The sequence below is a fragment of the Niastella populi genome, from assembly GCF_002078015.1.
Classification (GTDB): Bacteria; Bacteroidota; Bacteroidia; order Chitinophagales; family Chitinophagaceae; genus Niastella; species Niastella populi.
This window is the reverse complement of record NZ_LWBP01000197.1, coordinates 1-25,994: the sequence shown is the minus strand read 5'-3', so window position 1 is coordinate 25,994 and position 25,994 is coordinate 1. Positions and strand designations below refer to the sequence as shown.

The following is a 25,994-nucleotide window of genomic DNA, read 5'->3' as shown; positions in this document are numbered from 1 at the left end:
GGAAAAGCCTGCGAAGGAAAAAATTGTATGATCAAAATGAAAAGATTTTTAATGGCGTCCCTGTTGTTAACCACCTTATCCGGGGCCGGTCAGTTATCACGGCAGGCAGTAACATATGTAAATCCTTTTATTGGCGCCAGCACCAATGTTGATAAAGCAGGCGCCAGTCATGGGTTGGGCAAAACATTTCCCGGCGCTACAACACCCTATGGCATGGTGCAGGTTAGTCCAAATACCATAACGGGCGGTGACAATGGCTCGGGGTATAGCTATGAACATACTTCCATCGAAGGTTTTGCCTTTACCCAGCTAAGCGGTATCGGCTGGTATGGCGATTTGGGAAATTTCCTGGTCATGCCTTCCACCGGACCGTTAAAAACCTCGGCTGGCCGTGCCGGTCATGAAGAAGAAGGGTACCGTTCCGCTTTTGCCAAACAAACGGAGGCGGCAAGCCCGGGTTATTACAAAGTAACCTTGGGGAAATACCGCGTAACGGCCGAAATGACGGCGGCGCCGCACAGCGGTATGATGCGTTTTACTTTTCCGGCCAATAACCGTTCCCGTATTCAGATCGATCTGGCAAGAAGGGTAGGTGGTACTTCTACCGAACAATATGTGCGCGTGGTAGATGATCACACCATTGAAGGGTGGATGAAGTGTACACCCGACGGCGGCGGCTGGGGCAATGGCGAAGGTCTGGCCGATTATACCGTATACTTCTATGCGCAGTTCAGCAAACCATTGAAACAATATGGGGTGTGGAGCGCTGCTATTCCTGACAACTGGAAACGGAAACGGGAAGACATTGAAAGCCGGCGTTACCAGCAGCGGATTGCAGAAGCTGCAATAAATGGTGTAACCAAACAACCGCGTGAGCAGCAGGGAAAACACCTTGGCTTTTATACGGAGTTTGCTACAGCGCCAAATGAGCAGGTGCTGATGAAAACAGGTATTTCCTTCACCGATGTAGCGCATGCCAAAATGAACCTTGAAGCCGAGATCACCGGCTGGGATTTTGACAAAGTACATGCTAACGCGCGAACATTATGGAACCAGGCGCTGAATAAAATAAAAATTGATGGGGGCACCGAAGAAGAGAAAACCGTTTTCTATACGGCACTGTATCATACGATGATCGACCCACGTATTGTGTCTGATGTGGATGGCGCTTTTACCGGTGGCGATGGAAAGCTCCATAATGGAACTGCCGGCCAAACCCGCAGAACGGTATTTAGCGGATGGGATGTATTCCGCAGCCAGATGCCGCTGCAAACGATCATCAATCCCTCGGTTGTAAACGACCTGCTTGGTTCATTGACCGATCTGGCCGGGGAAACCGGTAAACAGTATTTTGAACGCTGGGAATTGTTGAATGCGTATTCAGGTTGTATGATCGGCAACCCGGCGGTATCGGTGCTGGCAGATGCGTATGCAAAAGGTATAAGAGGGTACGATCTGGCAAAAGCATATACCTATGCCCGTAATACCTGTGAACGGTTTGGGAATGGCGATAAAGGGTGGACCTACACCTGCGAACCCATCGATCGCCGCCGGAACTCCTATGGTAATTCACCGTTCCCAATCTCGAATACACTTGAAAACGCTTATTCCGAATGGTGCCTGTCGCAACTGGCGGCCGCAATGGGAAAAAAGGAAGATGAAAAGACGTTTGCACAAAGGGCGCTGAGTTATCAGAATATTTTCGACAAAACCCAAAAATGGTTCCGCCCAAAAAAAGAAGATGGCAGCTGGGAAGAATGGCCAAAAGAGGGAAGACTGAAACATTTCTATGGAACCGTTGAAAGCAATCCCTACCAGCAGGGCTGGTTTGTACCCCACGATGTGCCGGGAATGGTAAAGCTCATGGGCGGGCGCGACAGTGTAATTACCGATCTGCTCCATTTCTTTAACCATACACCGGCCAGTCTTTTGTGGAACGATTATTACAACCACGCCAACGAACCGGTACATCATGTTCCTTTTCTGTTCAACCGCCTTGGCGCGCCCTGGTTAACGCAGGAGTGGAGCCGGAGGATTTGCGCAAGAGCGTATCATAATAAAGTAGAGGGACTGGTAGGTAATGAAGATGTAGGGCAGATGTCGGCCTGGTATGTACTGGCTGCATCGGGTATTCACCCGGTTTGCCCGGGCGATACGCGGTATGAGATCACCAGCCCGGTCTTCTCAAAAATTGTATTGCAGTTAGATCCGCAATATGCAAAAGGCAACAGCTTTACGGTAATAGCAAAAAACAACTCCGCAAAGAACGTATATATCCAGCGTGCATGGCTGAACGGCAAACCCTGGGATAAATGTTTTATCGATCATGCCGCCATTGCATCCGGTGGTGTGCTGGAGCTCGAAATGGGACCTGCACCCAATAAAAGCTGGGGCGCACAGGCTGATGCGTTAGTACGTACCGATGCCGGCAGTTTGCAGTTTGGCAGCGGTCTGCAGGATAGTATGGTGGTTCAGCAAAACCGGCCATTGACCATCTGGGGAACTGCGCCGGCCGGTAGTGAAGTGGCTATCCGGGCCGACTGGATGCCGGCACCGGTAACGGTAATGGCGAATGCCGATGGACAATTTTCCGGCATCGTCGCAGTTCCTGCGGTTCAGTCCGGCGATTATACTTCGCATAGCATCGAAATAAGCGATGGCCTGTCGGCAGTTACTTTGAACAATGTATTGATCGGCGAATTATGGCTTTGCAGCGGCCAGTCGAATATGCAGTTTAGTTTGAAAGAAGTGGTAGATGCTGCGAATGAAGTAGCGGCAGCCAATCACCCCAACATCAGGTTGTTGAATGTAGGGTTGAATTTCAGCGCTACGCCTGTTGAGTCTTTCTCGGGTAAATGGGTGAGCTGCCGTTCTGCCACCGCAAAAGATTTCAGCGCCGTTGGTTATTATTTCGGGCGCGGGTTACAGCAAACGCTGAATGTTCCGGTGGGCATTATCTTTTCGGGTATTGGCGCATCGGCTGCACAGGCCTATGTGCCGCAGCCGGTGCTGGCTGCCGATACGATGCTGAACCGCGTGTACCTGCAGCCTTATCTCAATAGTGCAAAGTCGAAAGAACCTATCGACGGGGGCTTTAGTTTTGAAAAAGTTACCCGGCCGTTCTTATTATACAACGCCATTATTCATCCCCTGCGGCATTTCTCCATCAGGGGTGTTTGCTGGTACCAGGGCGAAGCCAACCGCAAAGAGCGGGAAAGTTATACCCGGCTTACGCAGGCCCTTATTACGAGCTGGCGAAAGGCATTTGGGCAAAATGACTTACCTTTTTACTATGTACAGGTAGCGCCTTACTGGCTCGAGATGGACAATCCTACGCTGGCCGATTATGCATTTTTTCGCGAAGCGCAGGAAAAGGTTTCCACGCTTGCCAATACGGCAATGATCACTACCGTCGATGTAGGCGAGGCAAAGGATCTGCACCCGCATAACAAAAAGCCCATTGGCATCAGGCTGGCGAACACCGCGCTCAACCGAACCTATGGACAATTGAATGTGGTTTGGCGCGGACCGCAATACCAGCATCTGGAAGTGAGCGGCAAAAAGGCAATCATTCATTTTGAGCCCGGTACCACTACGGGTGGTTTGCATACAACGGATGGCGGTGCGCCGCGGTTCTTTACCATTGCCGGCGCCGATCAGCAATTCTATCCTGCCAATGCGGTTATCGATGGCGATAAGATCATTGTATCGAACAACAAAGTGAAAAAGCCGGTAGCTGTACGTTATGCATTCACCAATTACGCGGTTACTACCTTATGTAACGGCGAAGGATGGCCTGTAATTCCTTTTCGTACGGATGATTGGGTAGAACCAACCCCAAAAACAAATTAATGAAGCGGTTACTGATTGTTATATTACTGTTTATCGTGTTGAAGGGTGGTGCGCAAACCGCCTGGTTTATCGATGGCTACCACGGCGGTATCTATGGTCATCTTCCGCCATGGCAAACGAAGTTCATGGTAGAGAAGCTGGCACAGTATCCCAACTGGAAGATCAACCTCGAACTGGAGCCCGAGTCGTGGGACAGTATTGCATTACACGATCCGGAAAACTATAGGGCCTTTAAAAAATTATTTGCTGATCAAACAGCCGATGCCCGTATTGAATATGTAAACCCGGCGTATGGCCAGGCCTATATGTACAATATCTCCGGCGAAAGCGTGATCAGGCAGTTTTATTATGGAATGAAAAAAATGCGGCAGCATTTTCCCGGGGTGCGGTTTACCACCTATTCATCGGAGGAGCCCTGTTTTACCAGCGCCTTGCCGCAAATACTGAAATCGTACGGATTCAAATATGCATCGCTTAAAAACCCCAATACCTGCTGGGGTGGTTATACGCGCGCCTTTGGCGGGGAGCTGGTAAACTGGACCGGTGCCGATGGCAGTGCCATGCTCACTTCGCCGCGATATGAAGTGGAAGCGTTCAAACCAAATTCCATCTGGGAAACCATTGCATCGGGTAACAGTAAGGAATATGTACAGAAGTCTTTTGCCTATGGCATTAAACATCCCGTTGGCATGTGCCTGCAGGATGCCGGCTGGTCATTTGGTCCCTGGTTACGGGGCGCGAACGAAACCGGCAACAACGGCGTATACGCGCCAACGAAATACACTACATGGAGAGGGTATTTTGAAAAGATCGCAAACGGCGGTGCGCGTAAGGACTGGCGCTTCTCCCAGGAAGATGTGCTGGTAGCGCTGATGTGGGGTGCGCAGGTGTTACAACGGATAGCGCAGTCGGTAAGGCATTCGGAGAACAACATAATACAGGCAGAGAAACTGGCGGCCATGGCCGCCGTTTGGAAGGGCGCCGCCTGGCCGGAAAATCATTTCGGTGAAGCCTGGCGCACCTTGTTGTTATCGCAGCACCATGACTGCTGGATCGTGCCCTACAACGGTAAAAAAGGCGATACCTGGGCCGATAAAGTAGTCAGGTGGACGGGCTTTACGAATCGGGTAAGCGACAGCATAACGAAAAGCGTGACGCAACAGCTTTCCGGCAATGCAGGTGAATATGTGCGCGTGTTCAACACAACGGCGGTTGAACGCGATGAGTGGGTGCGTTTTGGCGATCGGTTGTTCCGCGCAAAAGTGCCAGCCATGGGTTACGCCAGTTATAAATTAAATGCGCTGCCATCGGGAAAAGGCGCGGCGGCAACCCGGCTCGGTAACGGTCTGGTGCAGGTGGAAACCGACCTGTACCGGATGGTGGTCGATCCGGCAAAAGGAGGCGCAATTACAAGCTGGGTGGCAAAACAGTTGGGCGATAAAGAGTTTGTGGAAAAAGGAAAATTGTTCAATGAGCTGCGCGGTAATTTCTATAATAATGGGGGTATGCAGTCCAGTACAGATACAAAGGCGGAAGTAGAGATCATTGAAAACGGCGGGGCCGAAGTAAAACTGGCGATCAAAGGGGAGATAGCAGGGCATCCGTTCACACAGGTGTTGACCGTACAGCAGGGACAACCGCGTGTAGATTGTCATTTGAAGATCGACTGGAAAGGCAACCCCGCTATCGGTGAGTATCACGATGAGCCCAAAGATACACAGGTAAGAAAAGCGTATTACGACGACCGTTTCAAACTGCTGGCCCTGTTCCCGGTAAACCTTTCTTCCCAAAAAATTTATAAGAACGCGCCCTACGATGTAACCAAAAGCAAACTCAAAAACACCTTTTTCAATCGCTGGGATAGTATCAAGAACAATGTGTTGCTGAACTGGGTTGATGTGAAAGATGAGAACGGTGAATATGGGATGGCTTTGTTCAGCGATCATACCACCAGTTATACGCATGGAGAGCGTTTCCCTTTGGGTTTAACGCTGCAGTATTCGGGCAACGGCATCTTCTACCGCAACTACACCATTGACGGGCCTACAGAAGTAAATTATGCATTATTGCCACACAGGGGAAAATGGGACCAGGCCGGTCTTTGGGCAGAAGGCGCCAGATGGAGCGAACCGCTGATCACCGCTGCTGCGGATAGTGAAGGGCAGCGCTCCTTACTGCAGCCGGAAAAGGGAATAGAAATATCATCAGTTACAGTTTCAGATAAAGCACTGCAGGTGCGATTGTTCAATGCAGCGGCAAAAACGCCCACGGTGAAAGTTTATCTTGGTTTTACCGCCGCTACAGCTGTTGTAGTGGAGCTGGACGAACGAAAAATAACAACCTTACCTGTGCATACCGATAAAACAGGCCGTAAGTGGATAGAAGTATCCATACCCCGATTCGGAATAAGAACCATAAAATTCGAACATGTTTAAGAAGATCTTTTTTTCATTATCATTTATAGCAGGCTTATCAACGTTCAGTCAGGCACAGGTGCAGCCGCTGGCGCCCTTTCAACCGGGCGAACGCGCCTGTTTTGCAGGCAACAGTATAACAGAGCAGGGATATTACGGATCGTATATATGGCTGTACTACATGTTGCATTTTCCCGGCCGCAGAATAACCGTATACAACTGCGGTATCGGCGGCGACAGGGCCAAAAACATCTGGGGCAGGTTAGATGCCGATGTGCTGGCAAAAAAGCCCACTACTGTTTGTATGACCTTTGGCATGAATGACAGCGGGTATTTTGAATTTCTGCAGGCGAATGCCGATTCAACTGCGAAAGAAAGAGTGAATGAATCACGGCGCTATTTTGACAGCATTACGCAAAAGCTAAAAGCGTATCCGGCCGCAAAGAAAATAATCATCACTTCGCCGTTGTACGATGAAACCATGAAAAACCCGAAGAATTATTTTCCCGGTAAGAGCAAGGCGATAGAAGCCATTGCAGCTTTCCAGGAAAAGGCGGCAAAGGACAACCGCTGGGGCTTTGTCGATCTTTTGCATCCTATGACTGAGATAACATTGCGCGGGCAACGCAAAGATTCTACGTTTACGCTTACCGGTTCAGACCGGATCCATCCCGGTAATGCCGGGCATTTTGTTATGGCCTGGTTGTTTTTAAAACAGCAGGGGCTGGCTGGTAAACCAGTTGCCGATATGGTGATCGATGCCGGTACGCGTAAAGTGCAGAAGGCAGAAAATTGTCAGCTTTCGGCATTGACGGTAACACCCGGCGATGTGCGTGTTGAGTACCTGGCTGCTTCACTACCATTTCCGCAGGATACGGTTTCAAGAATATGGGACAATCCGCAGCGGCAGGCCGACGCGTTGAAGGTGATTCCCTTTAACGAAGAGATGAACCGCGAAATGCTCACCGTACACGGATTGGCCAATGGAAATTATTCACTCACTATCGATGGCAGGCCTATTGGTAAATATACAGGTGAGCAGTTGGGCGCCGGAATCAACCTGGCGCTGTTGACCAATACGCCACAATATGAACAGGCCATGGCGGTGCTGTGGCTGAATGAGGAACGCATGGCGCTTGAATCGAAACTGCGTCAGTATTACTGGCTGCAGTTCAATTACCTGAAAGATATCGGCCTGCAATTCAACGATAGCCGGGTGGCAATGGATTCAGTGGCATCGCGATCGGCGCGGGATTGGTTTGTAGGGTCGAAGAAAGACAACTATCGTGCGGCGCGGTATGCGGCTGTAAGGGCAGCATGGCAGCGGCAAATGGATGTGCTGGTAGAGGAGATCTACAGGATCAACCAACCTCGCAAACATACCATCCGGATAGTGAAAGCGAACTAAAAAAAGAGGCGTTCACCCACATTGCCGTGTTTCGAGCGGAAGTCTTTTGGCGTCAATCCTTTCTGGCGTTTGAATGTTCTGTTGAAATTAGAGATATTGGTAAAACCGCAGGCGGCGGCAATTTCGGCAATAGAGTCCTTGGTGTCTATCAGTAACCGTGCGGCATGGCCGAGGCGGATGTCGTTCAGGAAATCGACAAAGTTCACCCCCGTTTTTGTTTTAAAAAAACGGCTAAACGCGGTCTCGGCCATATTTACCAGCGAGGCCGCTTCTGCCAGCCGCACCGGGCGGCTGAAATTGGCGTTCATGAATTCGATCAGTTTTTCCATTCGCACGCTATCCATATAAATGTAATCCGCATTGTAGATCTTCTCACCGGAAAGATAGCGGGAGTCCTTTGCTGCAGATAATTCGTTCAGGATGATCATCAGTTCTATCACCGAATCGAAACCCGTTTTGTGCTCCAGCGCTTTAAGCCGGGGCGCCAGTTGTTGAATGGTTTCTTTTGAGAACAGGATGCCTTTGATGGAGTGCTCGAACAATTCCCTTATAGAACTCAATTGCGTTCTTTTCAACAGGGTTTCATGAAAAAGGTCGCGGTGAAATTGAATGGTGACCTCGAATATTTTATCACTCTGGCATTTGTGCGTGAACCACGCGTGCGGAATATTGGGGCCAACCAATACAAGCTCCAGATCGTCAATTTCTTCCATGCTATCGCCCACAACCCGTTTAACTCCCCTGGCATTTTCAATAAAGTTCAATTCGTATTCTTCATGAAAGTGCAGGGGGAAATCAAATTCAGTTTTATACCTGGCAAACAATGAGAAGCAATCCGACTTGGTTAAGGGGGGCGCTTCCTTCAGGATCGATCTGGACATAGGTACTAAGTTAAACTAAATTTATATTTTTTAAAAGGGTTTAAATGACCCGGATCAGCCGCGGTTATGACGCCTGTTAGCCTCAGATAATCAATCCGAAAATATCTTTGATATACTGAAAAATCCTGAATTACAATGGAAACGCATACCCCCATAAAACGCAGTAAGGCGTTCGTGCAATTTTCAAGAGAACATCATTTCGGCTTATTGCAGGCCTGGCAGATCCGGCATGATCTTGCCATAGAAGTACCTGCTGAACTGATCAGCAGGTATGTACTTGATTTCTTTGAAAAAGACCTGCGCGGGCACTTCAAAAAAGAGGAAAAATATTTGTTCGGCAAATTGCCGGTGGGTGATCCGTTGCGTGAACAGGCTGAAAAGGAGCATCAACAGTTGTATGCACTTACAATACTATAAGGCTTGTACACAGCAATTAACATTAATCTCCTGATCTATCCTGCTATTTTATCATTCTTAAATCGGGAGAATGTTAACCCTACTTCTCCCTAAACTCCTTTGGCGTCATTCCCACCTTCGTCTTAAACACACTCGAAAAATAGGCCGACGATGAAAAGCCGGTTTTACTGGCAACCTCGCCAATGGCGAAGGTCTCGTTCTTTAACAGGTATTTGGCCTTTTGCAGCCTGGTGTTTAAAATATAATCATTCACATTGATGTCGAGCAGGGCCTTTACCTTACGGTACAGCTGCACCCTCGAAATACCCATCTGTTTACAGATAGTATCAACCGTTAGTTCTTCATTGGAAAGATTGCTTTCTACAAATGCAGAAAACTCATTGATGAATTTCCGATCGCTTTTTCCTATTGTTTGGGTTTTTAAATTGGTGGGCAGCTCGCCGGTAAAATGTTCCTTCAGCCGCGCGCGGTTGCTTAACAGGCTCTTTATTGTCTGCTGCAGAAAGGTAATGTTGAATGGTTTCGTTATGTACGTATCGGCCAGATTTTTCATGCCTTCTATCTGCTGCTCCATGGCTGTTTTGGCTGTCAGCAGCACAATGGGAATATGCGAAGTGCGGAAATCATTTTTGAATATGGAGGTAAGCGCCATGCCGTCTTTACCGGGTATTACCACATCGCAAATGATGAGGTCGGGAATGTTATCGAATGCCTGTTGTAACGCCGATTGCCCGTTGTCGGCCTGGAGTATTTCGTATTGCGTACTTAATTTCCCAACAAGAAATTGTCGCAGGTCGGCATTGTCTTCTATGATCAAGATGGAATATTCTTTCTCAATAGATGTTTCTTCTGTCGCTTGACTGACTGCCGTTTCGGTAGTAAGATCGGCGGTGTAAATTTTTTCATGCTCATACAGTACAGCCTGTTTGGTTTCCGCCTGTTCTTCCACTATTTCACCGGCTGCAAGGTGGGCGGTACCGAGGGGCAGCCGAATCTCGAAGCTGGTGCCTTTCCATTTTTCGCTCGTTACCCTGATCGTGCCTTTATGCAGGGTGATCAACTCCTTCGATAATGCAAGTCCCAACCCCGACCCCTTGTAATTTTCATATTCACCCTGGTAAAATACATCAAAGGCATGTGCAATGGCGTCTGCCGACATACCTACACCATTGTCCTCGATCTTAATAATGGCATTGTTGTCGGCCCTGCTTATATAAATATGTATATACCCATTGTCTTTCGTAAACTTGAAAGCATTCGACAACAAATTAAAGATCACTTTATCCATCATGTTCACATCTATCCACACCGGTAACTGTCTTTCTTTGGTGATCAACCGGAGATCGATACTCCGTTTTTGCGCAATGCTTTTATAGGATTGTATTATGTCGGCAACGAAAGTGATCAAATCGTTCTCCGATGCCTTTAACCGCATTTTGTCCACCTCAATTTTCCTGAAATCCATCAACTGGTTCATCAGTCGTAAAAGTCGCAATACGTTTTTCTGAATTAAGGTAAGGGTCTGGCCGGTACTGTAATTATTCCTGCTGTTCGCCAGCAGTTCTTCCAGCGGCCCCAGTATCAACGTGAGCGGTGTCCTGAATTCGTGTGAGATATTTGTAAAGAAATTCACTTTGGCTTCGTTGGCGGCTTTTGCTTTGGCCGACATTGCTACCAACTGCGCCTGGTGATCGAGGATCTCCTGGTTCTGCTGTTGCAGTTGCGTACTGATCTTCCGGTTCTCGCGCAGCGAATAAAATGCCAGTCCACCCAGGATGATCGACAGCACCAGCGAGGTAACGAGGATATAAACAAAGGTGCGCTGGTTGTTATAGATCCGTTTTTGTTCGGCCAGCATCGTCTGCTGCCGTTCTATCTGTTGCTGCTGGCTGAGCGTTTTAGCGGCCTGTAGCTGCATAATACGCACATTGGTGGAGTCGATCACGGTTGTTTGCAGTAGGTTCTCTTTTACAACATGTTGTTTGTTCAGGATCTTCACCGCTATTCGTATGGCTTCTTCGCCGCCGGTAGGGTACAGCATGGTAGCGGTAATTTTTTTGTCCGATACAAATAACATCCCCGCATTGGGCAGTCCGTCAACCCCGATGATGGCCGGTTGCGGCTGCTTACTATTTTTATATACTTCGTAAATACCATGCGCCATCATATCGTTGTGTGCAAATACCAGTTGCACATCGGGGTACTGCGACGCGATCTTTGCAAACTCGCTTTTCGCGGTCTGGTTCAACCATTCGCCATTTACCATGTGTATAAGCTGCAGGCCGGGGTAATTTTTAATAGCATCGGAAAAGCCTTTATGGCGTTCAATGGCGGGTGATGATTTTGGCAGTCCGGTTACTTCAATGATCTTCCCTTTACCTTTTAATGCGTTCACGGCATACTGACCGGCCATTTTACCGATCTCGTAATTGTCACCCCCAACATACGCGGTATACAGGGGCGAGGAGATCTTTCTGTCCACAACAATAACCGGAATGCCTTTTGAAAACGCCTCCTCCACCACCGGGGTCAAAGGGTCGGCCTCGTTGGGCGAAATGATCAGCAGGTCGATCTTTTTTTGCAGCAGCTCCTTTACCTGGCTCACCTGTTTCCGGCTATCGCCTTCCGCCTGCCGGTAAATAAAATTGATATTGGGATGAAAAGCCAGTTCCCTTTTCATGTTTTCGAGCATGGTCTTCCGCCAGGCATCCGATTCCACACATTGCGAAAACCCGATGGTAAAAACGGGGGGCGTCTTTTGGCCGGTACAGCCGCAAAGACATAAAAGCGCCAGCACCGCCGGTATAAACAAACGGGTAATACTACGGCAGGGCAATCGCAAAGAAAAACAAGTCGAAAATGATCGTATCATATTATGGCCGGCAATAAAAATCAAAAATTTCGTGCGCTTATATAAATATATGCAATGATGAACCGCTTTGAATTTTTTGAGAAAATCGTACGCTGCGAACAGGAAACAATATCTATAAACCGGGATACAAAATCTAAAAACCGCCTACGGATAAAGGGGTAAAAGCATTTGTTCTTTATTGAAATTTAACGATTTATCTGCTTCAGGCATTTTTTTTTCATAAATAATTCTTTGAAACGGTATTGCTACGCCACCGGGGCTCCGGTACGATATGTTTACACAAAATTGCTTGTCGTATGAACAAAAGAAAAGTCTTTTTGTGGAGTATCGTTGTTGCGTTGGGCGGGTTTTTATTTGGATTTGATACAGCAGTGATCTCCGGCGCTGAGCAATCCATTCAGGACTATTGGTCGCTTTCTTCCATTGAACATGGCCTCACCGTTTCCATTGCTTTAATTGGTACCGTCATTGGCTCCCTCGTCGGCAGTATTCCCTGCGAACGGATCGGGAGAAGAAATACCTTATTACTGATCGCGGCTATTTACCTCGTCTCTTCATTGGGCACTGCTTTTGCCACCAACTGGCATGTGTTTTTGCTTTTCCGTTTCCTTGGCGGCCTGGGTGTTGGCGCTTCTTCGGTAACCGCCCCGGTGTATATTTCCGAGATCGCCCCGGCCGAAAAAAGAGGCCGGCTGGTTGCCCTGTTCCAGTTCAATATCGTGTTGGGGATCTTGCTTTCTTATTTTTCCAATTACCTCATCGGGCAGGAGGGGGAAACCGCCTGGCGATGGATGCTGGGGGTGCAGGCTTTTCCATCGTTATTGTTTCTCATCCTGCTTCAGCTGGTGCCCGAAAGCCCCAGATGGCTCATACTCCGGAAAGGTAAAGTGGAAGAAGCTACCGCTGTTTTAAAGATAATAATGCCTGTTGGATATGAAGAAGAAATAGCACAGATCAAAAACAGTACGCAGGCTCAAAACGGCGCCGGTGATGTAAACCAGTTGCTCACCCGCAAATACAGGGTGCCGGTTTTTCTCGCCATCGCCTTTGCCGTTTTTAACCAGGTATCGGGCATCAATGCCATCATTTATTATGCGCCCCGCATTTTTGAAATGACCGGTCTCGGCCGCGCCTCTTCTTTGCTTTCCACGGTAGGCATCGGTATCGTCAATTTTATCTTCACCCTTATAGCCATCAATTTTATTGATAAAATAGGCCGCAAAACGTTGATGCTGATCGGTTCTATCGGGTTGATCTCAACGCTCGGCCTCGTAGCGCAGGCATTCTATACACAAAATTTCAACGGTTGGGCAGTTACCATTTACCTGTTGGTATATATCGCTTTTTTCGCCTTCAGCCAGGGCGCCGTCATCTGGGTGTTCATTGCCGAAATATTTCCCAACCAGGTAAGGGCAAAAGGTCAAACGCTGGGCAGTTTTACCCACTGGATCATGGCCGCCATCATTGCGTTTTCGTTTCCCATGCTGGCGGAAAGACTGGGCGGCGGTAATACCTTTTTGTTCTTTTCCGTGATGATGGTATTGCAACTGCTGTTCGTATGGAAACTGATGCCCGAAACAAAGGGTCAATCGCTGGAACAAATAGAAAAGACACTGATAATTCATTAATACTGCTTAACGCTAAACGCTTAATGCTTAACGCCGGCTCGCGATAAACGTTATTTACGATTAAATGCCGGCATTTCGAATTCCGGGGTTCCGCGTTCAGCGTTCCGCCTTCAGCCTTCAGCCTTATGCCTTTAGCCTAAAATAATTTCATTATGAGCGATCACACAATTTCAAAAAAACTGGTTTGTTATGGCGAGCTCCTTTGGGATCTTTTGCCGGCAGGCGAATGGCCGGGCGGCGCGCCAATGAATGTGGCTTATCATTTACATAAACTCAAATGTGATACCACCCTGATCTCCCGTGTGGGAAAGGACAAGCATGGAGCCGGCCTGATAGCGTTATTATCACAATGGGGCATGAGCACTGATTATATAAGCACCAACAGGTATCATCCTACCGGTATTGTATACGCACATGCCGGTGATGGCCATGAAATGAAATACGATATCGTATTTCCTTCCGCCTGGGATCATATCATCTGGGATGAACGATTCACATCCCTTATGCAGGATTCGGAATACCTGGTTTTTGGAAGCCTTGCCTGCCGAAATCATACCTCCGCCAATACGCTGTTCGCTTTGCTTGAAGCCGCAAAGACCAAAGTGCTGGATATAAATCTACGGCCCCCGCATTTCAGCTACCAGGTCGTTGAACAATTACTTCACAAAGCAAACATCTTAAAACTGAATCTCGAAGAACTGGAACTGATCGCAGGCCGGTATGCAGCGTTACATACGGTTGCTGATAAGGTACAGTTGCTGCAGGACCGCTTTGGCATCGGCACCATTGTGGTTACCCTCGGGGCATCAGGCGCCATGTTGAATATGGATGGAAATATTTACCGCCACCCCGGTTACCGGATACAGGTAGCCGATACCGTTGGCAGCGGCGATGCATTCCTGGCCGGTATGTTGTCAAAACTGATCGATGCGGCGCCGCCGGCCGCCATGCTCGACTTTGCCTGCGCCATGGGCGCGCTCATTGCCTCGTATACCGGCGCCTGTCCGAATTATCATGCCGGTGAGATCGAAAAAGTTAAAAACTTTTCCCGGGCCGAAGCATTGTTCACGCAGCAGCCTATTTCGGGAACTTAAAACTTAAAACTTACAACTTAGCACTTACAACTTATAACTTTCTTCAACCCAAAATTAACACTATGCAACGATTGCTTTTGATCACTGCCGCTTTACTAATGTCGGCAATGGTCTACGCCCAGAAAAAAACGATTACGGGGGAGGTTGTCAATAAGATCAGCCGCACACCCCTTTCAGGAGCTACCGTGGCCGTTAATGGTAAAATGGTAGTTACCGATGCCAATGGGAAATTCAGCATCGAGGCCGCACCCGGCGACCTGGTTACCGTTTCATTTGTTGGAATGAAAACCACGGCGATCAAAATTCCCGCCAATGCACAGGCGCTCTCCATCGATGTCGAAGAAGGTGAAAAAGAACTGGAACAATTTGTAGTGATAGGTTATCAAACGCAGCGGAAAAAAGACCTTACCGGCGCAGTTGCCGTGGTAGACCTAACGCCGGTGAAAAATAACTGCTCCGGCAATACCATGCAGGCGCTGCAGGGCCGCGTGGCCGGTTTGTATATTGAAAAGAACGGCGGTTCGCCCAATGGCTCCAATTCGCGCATCCTCATCAGGGGATCGAATACCCTGGGTGTTAACGACCCGTTGTATATTATCGACGGTATTCCCACTACCAGGCCGGAAGTGTTTCAAAATCTCGATCCCGCGGTTATTGCTTCGGTGCAGGTGTTGAAAGACGCATCCGCGGCTTCCGTTTACGGTTCCCGTGCTTCAAACGGCGTTATTATCGTTACAACGAAAAACGGCGGCAATACCAATGGAAAAGTAAATTTTCAACTGAATTCCAGTTTATCGGCACAGTCAGAAAGATCTGTCAGGTTTAAGATGCTGAATGCGGTTGACCGCGGTAAGGCCTTATGGCAGGCGTCTGTGAACGATAAACAGGACCCGGCTTCCGCTTACGGCGAAATATATGATTTCGACTGGAACAACGACTTCAACAACCCCATACTGAATGGCGTAACCGTTAAACCTTTTGTTGGCGGTGATCCGGCTACGCCCGCGGGTAATACTAACTGGCAGGATGTGATGTATAAGACCGGCCTCGTCAGCAATAACAGTTTAACCGTTTCGGCCGGTAATAAAAATTCATCGCTCGAAGTGAACCTCGGCTATTTGAAAAATACCGGCATGTTGCGGTATACCGGTTACGAGCGCATGAGCGGCAGCATCAATGCCATAACCAGGGCTTTTGATAATAAAGCTACGTTTGGTGTAAACGTTCGCGTAGCCAATTCGAACGAAACACTTACCGCGCGCGATATCGGCGGCGCTGCTACCACGTTCCTCGCGGTTACGCTGGCGCCAACGATTCCCGTGTATCAAAGCGATGGCGCCACCTTTGCCGGTGCATCGGGTGGGGGATACTCCGACCGCAATAATCCCCTGCACATGCAGTTTTTGTCAAGATGGGATAACGCCAACCGCCTCTCTACCTTCGGAAGTGTCTTTGTAGAACTGCAACCCGTCAAAAACCTTTTTTTCAGGTCAACGATGGGCGCTGATTATGCTACGTATCTCAATAAAACAATTCTGCCCACATTTACCGAAGGTGCGTTCAACAGAACCACCAACAGTCTTGCCCTCGATCAGAACAAATACCTCAGTTATACTTTCTCCAATACGGTGCGGTATAACTGGAATATCAATGACCGGCATAATGTAAAATTCCTCGCCGGGACCGAATTCATCAAAACCGATCTCAATTTCCAGTATACGAAAAAAGAGGGTTTTGCCATTCAAACCGAAGAATATTTCACGCTGAGCGCCGGTACCGGTAATACCATCGTTTCAGGCGGCTCAACCGGTAACCGGTTGTATTCATTGTTCGGCCGCATCGATTACAATTTCTCCGATAAATACCTCGCCGCACTCACGATCCGGCGTGACGGCTCGTCCCGTTTTGGCGCCAATAACCGCTACGGCGTTTTTCCCGCTGCTTCCATTGGCTGGCGGTTAGACAGGGAAAGTTTCATGGAGTTTCAGCAATTATTTTCTGAGATCAAATTACGCGCCGGTATCGGCCGGGTAGGTAACCAGCAGATTGGCGACCTGGCCCGCTTTGGCCTTTTCGATACCAGATATGGTACCACGCAGAACCAGCTTACCGCAGGTTTCTGGGAACAATATATGAATATCGGCACCGCATATTCGCTTTCCGGCGCCAATACCGGCACGCTGCCTTCGGGTTTTGTGCAAACGCAGGCGCAGAATGCCGATCTTAAATGGGAAACAACGTATGAAATAAATGCGGGTATCGATTTTACATTGTGGAAGAACAGGATCTATGGTTCGTTCGATTATTTTTCCCGCAAAACCACTGGCATCTTAATTACGCCGCCGGTTGCATCGGCCCTGGGCGAAGGGCAGCAAAAAGCGGTGAACGGCGCTTCAAAAACCAATAAAGGCTGGGAACTGGTAGTAGGTTACCACGGCGAAAGAACGGGCGATTTTAGTTATGATGTACGATTGAACTTTGCGCACTTCAGGGATAAAATAACCGAGTTGCCCGAAAGTGTTCGTCCGGCCTATGCAGGCAACCTCATCAACACCATCATCGGTCATTCGCAGTTCGATATTTTCGGTTATAAAACCAATGGCATTTTTCAGTCACAGGATGAAGTGAATAAAGCGCCCACACAGATCGGGGCGGGGCCGGGCAGAATTCGTTATGTAGATGTGAACAACGACGGACTTATCAGCGACCTCGACAGAACCTGGATCGGTACTACTTTGCCGGCTCTGGAATATGGCTTGCGGATTGATCTTACTTATAAGAAGTTCGACCTCTCGATCTTCGGCTCAGGCGTTGCGGGTAGAAAAGGGTTCGACGTATATACCTTATTCAACAACCTTATGAAAAGCCGCGAAAATGTTGGTCCCGGTGTTTTCAGCGCCTGGACGCCGCAAAACACAAATTCCCGCATTCCGGCGCTTACTCTCAAAGACAATAACAACGAAGGCCGCACTTCCGATTACTTTATGGTGAGCACATCCTATTTCAAAATGCGTAATCTGCAACTGGGATACAATGTGAAACCAAAGTCCATCTTTACGGCGTTACGGTTGTTTGCCATGGCCGAGAACCTGTTCTGGTTTAAGAACAAAAAGTACCAGAGCCCCGATCCCGAAAGGATCGATCTCGATCCCATACCCGTACCCAAAACTTTCACCTTCGGTGTTAATGCATCTTTTTAATTAACCACAAATCAGTATTGAAATGAAACATCAATATATAACAGCCTGTATCGCCGGCGCCGTGTTGTTTTTCGGTTCCTGCAAAAAGCAACTGGAGTATACCCCAACCGGCGTATTGTCGTCGTCGGCCCTTACTTCACCAACAGCCGTTGATGGACTGGTAACCGCGGCCTACGCTTCTATCGGTAATGGCGATATGATCGGCCCCATCTACAGCATGTGGGCATATGGCAGTGTGCGTTCCGATGATGCCTACAAAGGCGGCGGCGGCACCGGTGATGTGGGCGAGGTAGATGCCATGGAACATTATAACCTGGTAACCCCCACGATGGAATCATTCGTGTCACGCACCTGGAAGAATTTATTCAAATCCATTTCCCGCGCAAACGTGGCCTTGCGTGCAGTGAACGACCTCACTGAAGCCAGCTTCCCGCAAAAGAGATCGAGACTGGCTGAACTGCGGTTTTTACGGGCGCATAGTTATTTTCAAATGAAGATCCTGTATAAGAACATTCCGCAGTTCGATGAAAATGCCACGTCGGAAGATATTTTGACCGTGTCGAACGATCTTTCATGGGAAGCAAGCTGGAATAAGATAGCCGATGATCTGCAGTTTGCGGTTGATAATTTACCCGAAAACCAAAGCGATAAGGCAAGGCCAAACAAATACACTGCCCAGGCCTACCTTGCGAAACTCCGGCTCTTCCAGGCCTATGAACAGAATGAGCAACATAAGGTGATCAGCATCAACCAGACCAGGCTGCAGGAAGTGGTTGACTTATGCCAGTCGGTTATTGCATCGGGCAAATACGCATTAAGCGCCGATATTGCCGATAACTTTTTACCCGAAACCGAGAACGGGCCCGAGTCGGTATTTGCCATTCAGTTTACGATCAATGATGGCACTACCGCGGGAAGATTGAATTATGAAGACGGACTGAACTATCCGCATGGCGCTCCCCAGTATGGCTGCTGCGGTTTTCATGCGGCCAGCCAGAACCTCGTTAATGCCTATACAACCGATGCGGGCGGTTTGCCTAAATTCAATTCTTTCAACTCCACCATCCCCGATCTGAACACAGCAACTGTAGATGTACGCATCGATCATACCGTGGGTATCGACGGGCATGTGTACAAATACGACAACACAAAACTCTTCAGCAACAGCTGGGTGCGCGACCCCGGCGTTTATGGCTATTTTCATACGATGCGGAACCAGCAGTTGGCTACCAGTTCGTCTTATTTCAAAAACGGCCCGTTCATGGGCGTTGCGAAAAACTATGATGTGATCCGGTACGACGATGTGTTGCTGATGCAGGCGGAAGCATATATTGAACTGGGGCAACCTGGTAATGCCTTGCCCCTTATAAACCAGATCAGGGCCCGGGCGGCAGCCAGTACAGCAAGATTGAAGAAAATGGATGGTACCTTTGCATCGAATTACAATATGCAGCCTTATCCTGCTGCGGGTTTTACCCAGTCGTATGCGCGTACCGCCCTGCAATGGGAACGGCGGCTGGAATTTGCTACCGAAGGCCAGCGTTTCTTCGACCTGGTAAGATGGGGCACTGCGGCACAGGTGTTGAATGATTATATAAGCGCTGAAAAAAGCAGGCGTACATTTTTGGCTACCGCTGTATTTACAGCCGGCCGCGATGAATACCTGCCCATTCCGCAATCGGAGATCACGTTTACGAAAGGACTATATAAACAAAACCCGGGCTACTGAGAACAAAGCATAAGTCACCGGCTTTTTCTAAAACTTGTTATATGATTAAAACGAAAGTATTTTTTTCACTGGTGAGCATAATGATCGCCAGCGGCAGTTCATCAAAAGCGCAGCAGCTCTATCATGAACGGCACCGGCCGCAGATCCATTTTTCGCCTAAACAAAAATGGACCAACGATCCCAATGGAATGGTATATCATAACGGTACCTGGCATTTGTTTTTTCAACATTATCCCGACAGCACCATATGGGGCCCAATGCACTGGGGGCATGCCACCAGTAAAGACCTGGTTCACTGGCAGGAGCAGCCTATAGCCCTGTATCCCGACAGCCTGGGTTATATTTTCAGCGGCAGTGCGGTGGTTGATAAGAATAATACGGCTGGTTTTGGCAAAAACGCCCTCGTGGCCATCTTTACTCATCACGATCCGCAAGGAGAAAAAGAGAAGCGGAATAACTTCCAGAACCAAAGTATTGCCTATAGTACCGATGAGGGCAGAACCTGGACGAAATATGCCGGCAACCCGGTGCTGAAAAATCCTGGTATTACCGACTTCCGCGATCCCAAAGTGTGCTGGTACGAGCCGCAAAAAAAATGGATCATGACGCTGGCCACCAAAGACCGCATTACGTTTTATTCATCACCCGATCTGAAAGGCTGGACGAAAGAAAGCGAGTTTGGCAAAGAGCTGGGCGCGCATGGCGGTGTGTGGGAATGCCCCGATCTGTTTCAACTCGATGACGACAATGGGAAAAAAGTTTGGGTGCTCATCGTTAGTATCAATCCCGGCGGACCGAACGGCGGTTCTGCCACGCAGTATTTTCTAGGCGATTTCGACGGCAGCCGGTTTGCACCCGTAGATACCAATACAAGGTGGATCGATTACGGGCCCGATAATTATGCCGGTATAACGTGGAGCAATACCGGTAACCGTAAAATATTTTTAGGTTGGATGAGCAATTGGCTTTATGCGAATATAGTGCCCGCTACCACCTGGCGAAACGCAATGACCATCGCCCGCGAGTTAAAACTGAAACGAACAGGTAATGAAATGTATGTGGCGTCGGAGCCGGTTGCAGAATTGAAGAAGATCCAGTCAAAACCGGTTGTGCTGCACAATATACAGGTGCAAAAATCTTTTGATGTGGCTTCAAAGGCAGGCAAAATAACATTCCCGGCCCGTTTGGATCTGAACTTCGAAAAGAACAGCGATTATTCGATCGTTCTGTCGAATGATGCCGGTGAAGAAGTGGCCATAGGATATAATAAAGCGCAGCAGCAATATTATATCGACCGCAGTAGGTCGGGGCAAACCAATTTTCAGAAAGACTTTCCGGCCAGGCATGTAGCCCCGCGTTTGAGTAAAGCCGGCAGTATGGATCTTTCATTGATCCTGGATGTGAATTCGGTTGAAATGTTTGCCGATAGCGGCTTAACGGTCATGACGTCTATTTATTTTCCAACCAAACCATTCACGCACATCCGTATTGAATCGCCGGAGAATGTAACAATAAAAAAGTTAACGGTAAGTAGTTTGAAAAGTATCTGGTAAGCGTAACAGGTGTGGCACACTTTGAAAGTGTGCCACACCTGTATAATCACATTTCATTCAAAACAACCTTTGCAACCGCCTTTAACAGGTCGGAACTGATGCGTTGTTTGAAATCTACATTTATATATTCAAACCTGATAACCCCTTTTTTGCTGATAAAGAAAACAGAAGGTACCGGTAATAACTTATCCTGGTTCTTTCCGCCTGAAGATACGGGCAACAACTTATCGTAAGCGGCAGGTGCCTGGTAGGCAAGCCCAAACTGCTTCGATATGCTGAGGTCGGCATCTGATAACAGCGTATACGCCAGTTTATTTTTTGTAAGTGACGATTTCAAATTGTCGGGGCTGTCCGTGCTTATGGCAATGATCTGGTAACCCAAACTTTTTAATTCGGCCTCTATTTCCTGAATACCCGAAAGCTGCTTGTTGCAGTAAGGGCACCATCCGCCCCGGTAAAATATCAATATGGTTGGTTGCTTTGCAATAGCGGCGTTCAGGTCGAAATTATTTCCATTAGCGTCCGGTGTTTGTATTACTGGTATTTTTTCACCGATCAGCAGCGGACTTATATCCTCGGGTTTTGCCGGGTTGCCGGCAGCCGTTTGTGCATTTATTCGTATACTGCTGCAAATAAAAACAAAGAGCAGGGTTGCAACTGCCAGGCCGGATAAATTACTCCTTCTGAAAGTGATTGTCATTTTTTGCATAATTTTTTTATAAAAGCGCAATATATACTCTACAAAATCAAATAAATGTCGGCTGGCTTACATATTCAATGGTAAAAGAAGCATTTGCCGGTATTGATTGCCATTACCCTAATGCATACCTCCATGAACATGCCTGAAAGGTCGGATTTGTGCAAAATATAATCTTTTTCGTTGAATGATGGAAATGCCTGCGCCTTTAACTTTGACTATATACTACAGATCGGACTAACTTCCTTTCTTCTTTAATATTGCCATATGAATAAAAAGTTGAATGCTTTGCTGGTTATTTGTTTTCTTCTGGGGGTAATTCCATTTGCGGGGATCGCACAGGATCATAATGAAAAACTCTGGTATGCAGCGCCGGCCCGTGAATGGACGGAAGCCCTGCCCGTAGGCAATGGCCGCCTCGGCGGCATGGTGTTTGGCCGCGTGGGTGAAGAGTTGATCCAGTTGAATGAAAGCACGTTATGGTCTGGCGGACCGGTGCCGGAAGTCATCAACCCCGATGCAGTTAATCATTTGCCTGAATTAAGAAAGGTTTTGCTGGATGGCGATTTTGAAAAGGCGAACGCGCTGGCAAAAAAGATCCAGGGTCTGTTCACTGAATCGTACATGCCATTGGGCGATCTGCTCATTAAACAACAACTCAGCGATACCAATACAACGGCGTATTACCGCGATCTCGATCTGAAAAATGCAATAAGCACCACCAGGTTTACTGCTGGCGGCGTAACCTACACACGCCAGGTGTTTTCATCGGCCCCCGACCAGGTGATCGTTGTGCGGTTGTCAGCCAGCAAACCAGGTATGTTGAACCTGACAGTAGGCGCCCAAAGCCAGTTGATGCCCGTGATCGGCACTGTGGGAAAGAATGAACTGGTGATGAAAGGGTACGCACCCGCACATGCCGATCCCAGCTATTATAATAAGAATAAAAATCCCATCATCTGGAAAGACAGTACCGGCGAACAATGCAGCGGCATGCGGTATGAAATGATCGTAAAAGCCGTCAATACCGGTGGAACGGTAACCGCTGATGCCGGTGGTATGTTCATAAAAAATGCCAGCGAAGTGGTATTGTATCTTTCTGCGGCCACCAGTTTTAACGGGTTTGATAAATGTCCGGATAAAGACGGAAAAAATGAACACCAGCTGGCAAAAGGATATTTGGGTAAAGCGCTCAAACAGTCATTCGCTTCCCTGTTAGCCCGCCATGCGGCCGATTACCAGCGTTTTTACAAACGGGTTTCGTTTAAGATAAAAGACACTACAAACGCCAACAAAAATACATCGCTGCCCAGCGATAAACGGCTTGAACAATATTCAGGCGGTGCATACGATCCCGGTGTTGAGGAATTGTATTTCAATTATGGCCGTTACCTGTTGTTGTCCAGTTCACGGCCCGGCGGTACGCCAGCCAATTTACAGGGCATCTGGAATAAAGAGCTGCGCGCACCGTGGAGCTCCAACTATACCATCAACATCAATACGCAAATGAATTACTGGCCGGCGGAGGTAACGAATTTATCTGAAACGCATCTGCCGCTGTTTGACCTGATGAAAGACCTTGCCGTTACGGGCAAACGCACGGCGAAGGAGTTTTATGGCATGAACGGCTGGGTAGCGCATCACAATACCGATATATGGGCAACCAGTAATCCCGTAGGAAATAAAGGCGATGGCGATCCCAAATGGGCCAACTGGCCGCAGGGCGGTAACTGGTTGTGCCAGCATTTGTGGGAACATTACAGTTTTACCCGCGATACCCCATTCTTAAAAAATGTAGCTTATCCTCTGATGAAAGGCGCGGCGGCATTTTGTCTGGACTGGCTGGTTGAAAAAGACGGTTACCTCATTATGGTGCCATCTACTTCGCCTGAAAATGATTTCAAATACGGCGAGGGTAAGACGTCAGGTATTGGCGTTGCGACTACTATGGATATGTCAATCATCTGGGACCTGTTCACCAACCTGATAGAAGCAGGCGAAGTGCTGGGTATAGATAAAGATTTCCGCGAAACGCTGATTGCGAAAAAAGCGAAATTATATCCCTTGCATATAGGTGCTAAGGGCAATTTGCAGGAGTGGGATAAGGATTATGAAGATGTTGACCCGAACCACCGCCATGTATCGCATTTGTTTGGGTTGCATCCCGGCCGGCAGATAGCGCCGGTATCGACCCCCGGACTTGCGGCCGCGGCCCGCAAAACGCTCGAGATAAGAGGGGATGAGGGTACGGGGTGGAGCAAGGCCTGGAAGATCAATTTCTGGGCACGGTTGCTCGATGGCAATCATGCCTACTCGCTGGTGCGGCAGTTATTGTATTATACGGGCAATTCAGGCACCGGTTTCAAAAGGGGCGGCACCTATGCGAATTTCTTCGATGCGCATCCGCCATTCCAGATCGATGGCAATTTTGGTGGCACCGCCGGTATGGCCGAAATGCTGCTGCAAAGTCATTTAGGCGAACTGCATTTGTTACCTGCCATACCCGACGCCTGGAAAGAAGGATCGGTAAGCGGCTTAAAAGCACGCGGTAATTTTGAAGTGGCCATGAACTGGAAAGACCATAAACTGACGACAGCGGCAATAACGTCAAAAGTGGGCGGGGTTTGTAAGGTAAGAACCGCCGCACCGGTTACCATAAGATCATTGAACATCAAATCGAAGAAAGACGATCATGGGTATGTGTTGGTGTTTCCGGCGGGGAAGGGGCAAAAATATGTGGTGACGGCGTTATGATCGTACTTTAGAAATGTAAAGCGGGGCTGCAGCCTCATTTTACTTTCTGCCTGTTTTGATTGATGATTTTGATTATTTTATGTGGCTTCTTTCAGGCCAAGAAGTTCAAATAGAATTTGCATTTGCGTCACGCCTTTATATGGATTGTTTATATCGAAGGCTTCGAGTTTTTCGGCATGTTCAAAGGCCGTGTTTAACCGGTCTTTTAACTTTAAATAAATGTCATTGTTTTTATTGGTAAAGTATTTTTGAGACTTTTCATAGTCTTTTAGATGCTTTTTTAATTGTTTGTTTGCATCCTCGCAATTAGAAAAGTACTTTGACGTCATTTCGAAGTGTAACAAAAACCAATATTCCAGACAAGGAACATTTACAATTACAGAAACGGTATCTAAACTTTTTAGTGCTCCAAGATATGATTTGAATTCATTTAGTGGTGTGTTTGCACCTCTTTTTGCTTTAAGCGTCTCATTATTTATTACATCAAAGTCAACGATCCAGATAACTTTGTCATAGTACCGGGAAAGTTCAAGTACCCTTTCGTATTGATCCTTTAATTTTTTCTTCTGTGGTATTTCCGGCTTAATGTCTACTTTAATCGACTGCTCATTTCGTTTTATCATGCTCATATACCATGATTCACAATCTCCATCAACGACAATTGCGTAAACTGGCTTGCTTGTAAAAGGATTTTTTTTGGTTCTACTCATTACCCAGGTCTAAATAATAATCTTGCAAATGAGGAACACCTCCAAGTTTACCGATTTTGTAAGCATTATAAACGTTACTTGTGTCTCTGATTATTGAAGAGTCGAAGTCTGCAAGTGAATACAGTTTTGTTGAACAGTTTTCTGTCTTATCTGTAAACCATATAGCGTCGTTTCTGAAAATATCTTTGTTATTCAGGATTTCTCTATTGTGTGTAGTGCCTAATATTTGGGAAAATTTAGCGTTTGTTAAAAAGGATAAAATGAAATGCATATAGAGATCGGGATGCAATGAGGACTCGAGCTCATCGATAGGGATAAAGGTTGGATGATATAATAACAGGCTTAATAAGCCTGCAAAGCCAAAATATCTTTGTGTTCCCTGTGACTCCAGATTAAAAGGAAGGAAATACTTACTGTTATTAATAGTATGTTCGAATTGTAATTTTTTTAAAGGAGCGCTTTTTAATCTTTCCACCACATCATTGGAGATGTCAAATGCTTCGAATACTTTAATTATTTTGTCGGATATTGCTACAGTATCATCTTCTATAATTATGTCAGAAATATTAAGATCGGCTTTCTTTAGTATTTCAATTATTGTAGTTTTATTTATTTCCCCTTTATCTATTCCTACTGTAATATAACTTTCTAATTCAGTTCTGGAAAAAACTAAAGGTCTCAAATATGATGAGAACCATTCCGTAACCTCCTTTAATTCATTATTTTCAATATTGGTTTTAAGAAAACCTCCTAAAACTGTATTGTTCCAGATGGTATTCGCCTCC

General features: G+C 47.5%; 15 protein-coding genes. 10 read left to right on the top strand and 5 right to left on the bottom strand.

Going from position 1 to position 25,994, the window contains the following annotated elements; all coding sequences use genetic code 11:
* The first annotated feature begins 36 nt into the window (after positions 1-36).
* Genes A4R26_RS35685 through A4R26_RS21350 form a run of 3 tightly spaced genes read left to right on the top strand, consistent with a single transcriptional unit; the run spans position 37 to position 7,674 of the window.
* Positions 37-3,852, top strand: coding sequence for a GH92 family glycosyl hydrolase (locus A4R26_RS35685; RefSeq protein WP_242674979.1), 3,816 nt, complete (start codon positions 37-39; stop codon positions 3,850-3,852).
* The gene (locus A4R26_RS21355; RefSeq protein ID WP_081168225.1) at positions 3,852-6,287 is read left to right on the top strand and encodes a glycoside hydrolase family 38 C-terminal domain-containing protein; all 2,436 of its coding nucleotides are present in this window, start codon (positions 3,852-3,854) and stop codon (positions 6,285-6,287) included. Before A4R26_RS35685 ends, A4R26_RS21355 begins: the two co-directional genes overlap by 1 nt.
* Positions 6,280-7,674: an SGNH/GDSL hydrolase family protein gene (locus A4R26_RS21350; RefSeq protein ID WP_081168221.1), complete on the top strand. Its 1,395-nt coding sequence runs from the start codon at positions 6,280-6,282 to the stop codon at positions 7,672-7,674. Before A4R26_RS21355 ends, A4R26_RS21350 begins: the two co-directional genes overlap by 8 nt.
* Here the strand turns inward: A4R26_RS21350 and A4R26_RS21345 are convergent.
* Positions 7,671-8,555 carry a helix-turn-helix domain-containing protein gene (locus tag A4R26_RS21345; protein WP_081168218.1) on the bottom strand — a complete coding sequence of 295 codons (885 nt, stop codon included), beginning with the start codon at positions 8,553-8,555 and terminating at the stop codon, positions 7,671-7,673. The two genes, A4R26_RS21350 and A4R26_RS21345, sit on opposite strands and share 4 nt — an antisense overlap.
* 135 nt (positions 8,556-8,690) lie before the next feature.
* Here A4R26_RS21345 and A4R26_RS21340 point away from each other — a divergent pair, with 135 nt between their 5' ends.
* Positions 8,691-8,972: a hypothetical protein gene (locus A4R26_RS21340; RefSeq protein WP_081168214.1), complete on the top strand. Its 282-nt coding sequence runs from the start codon at positions 8,691-8,693 to the stop codon at positions 8,970-8,972.
* Positions 8,973-9,051: 79 nt separating this feature from the next.
* On the opposite strand, the gene A4R26_RS21335 is transcribed toward A4R26_RS21340, so the two are convergent.
* Positions 9,052-11,844: a hybrid sensor histidine kinase/response regulator transcription factor gene (locus A4R26_RS21335; protein ID WP_081168328.1), complete on the bottom strand. Its 2,793-nt coding sequence runs from the start codon at positions 11,842-11,844 to the stop codon at positions 9,052-9,054.
* A gap of 296 nt (positions 11,845-12,140) precedes the next feature.
* Here A4R26_RS21335 and A4R26_RS21330 point away from each other — a divergent pair, with 296 nt between their 5' ends.
* From A4R26_RS21330 to A4R26_RS21310, 5 genes are all read left to right on the top strand, one after another.
* Entirely contained in the window at positions 12,141-13,472 is a 1,332-nt protein-coding gene (locus A4R26_RS21330) for a sugar porter family MFS transporter (protein WP_081168210.1), read from the top strand.
* 152 nt (positions 13,473-13,624) lie between these two features.
* Positions 13,625-14,566 (top strand): PfkB family carbohydrate kinase, encoded by a 942-nt coding sequence (locus A4R26_RS21325; protein ID WP_081168206.1) that lies wholly within the window; start codon positions 13,625-13,627, stop codon positions 14,564-14,566.
* A 62-nt stretch (positions 14,567-14,628) separates the two neighbouring features.
* On the top strand, positions 14,629-17,766 hold the full coding sequence (locus A4R26_RS21320; protein WP_081168203.1) for a SusC/RagA family TonB-linked outer membrane protein: 3,138 nt from the start codon (positions 14,629-14,631) through the stop codon (positions 17,764-17,766).
* 22 nt (positions 17,767-17,788) lie between these two features.
* Positions 17,789-19,495, top strand: coding sequence for a RagB/SusD family nutrient uptake outer membrane protein (locus tag A4R26_RS21315; RefSeq protein ID WP_081168200.1), 1,707 nt, complete (start codon positions 17,789-17,791; stop codon positions 19,493-19,495).
* Between the two features lie 41 nt (positions 19,496-19,536).
* Complete coding sequence (locus tag A4R26_RS21310; protein WP_081168195.1) at positions 19,537-21,048, top strand: glycoside hydrolase family 32 protein; 1,512 nt, start codon at positions 19,537-19,539, stop codon at positions 21,046-21,048.
* Positions 21,049-21,094: 46 nt separating this feature from the next.
* Here A4R26_RS21310 and A4R26_RS21305 read toward each other — a convergent pair whose 3' ends face one another.
* Positions 21,095-21,757, bottom strand: a complete 663-nt coding sequence (locus A4R26_RS21305) for a peroxiredoxin family protein (protein ID WP_081168192.1) — start codon at positions 21,755-21,757, stop codon at positions 21,095-21,097.
* A gap of 255 nt (positions 21,758-22,012) precedes the next feature.
* On the opposite strand from A4R26_RS21305, the gene A4R26_RS21300 reads away from it, so the two are divergent.
* Positions 22,013-24,499 (top strand): glycoside hydrolase family 95 protein, encoded by a 2,487-nt coding sequence (locus tag A4R26_RS21300; protein WP_081168188.1) that lies wholly within the window; start codon positions 22,013-22,015, stop codon positions 24,497-24,499.
* A 77-nt stretch (positions 24,500-24,576) separates the two neighbouring features.
* Here A4R26_RS21300 and A4R26_RS21295 read toward each other — a convergent pair whose 3' ends face one another.
* Positions 24,577-25,209 (bottom strand): RloB family protein, encoded by a 633-nt coding sequence (locus tag A4R26_RS21295; RefSeq protein ID WP_081168185.1) that lies wholly within the window; start codon positions 25,207-25,209, stop codon positions 24,577-24,579.
* Positions 25,202-25,994: AAA family ATPase (locus tag A4R26_RS21290; protein WP_133054747.1), on the bottom strand; the 793-nt coding region annotated here is incomplete at its 5' end. The genes A4R26_RS21290 and A4R26_RS21295, both read right to left, overlap by 8 nt.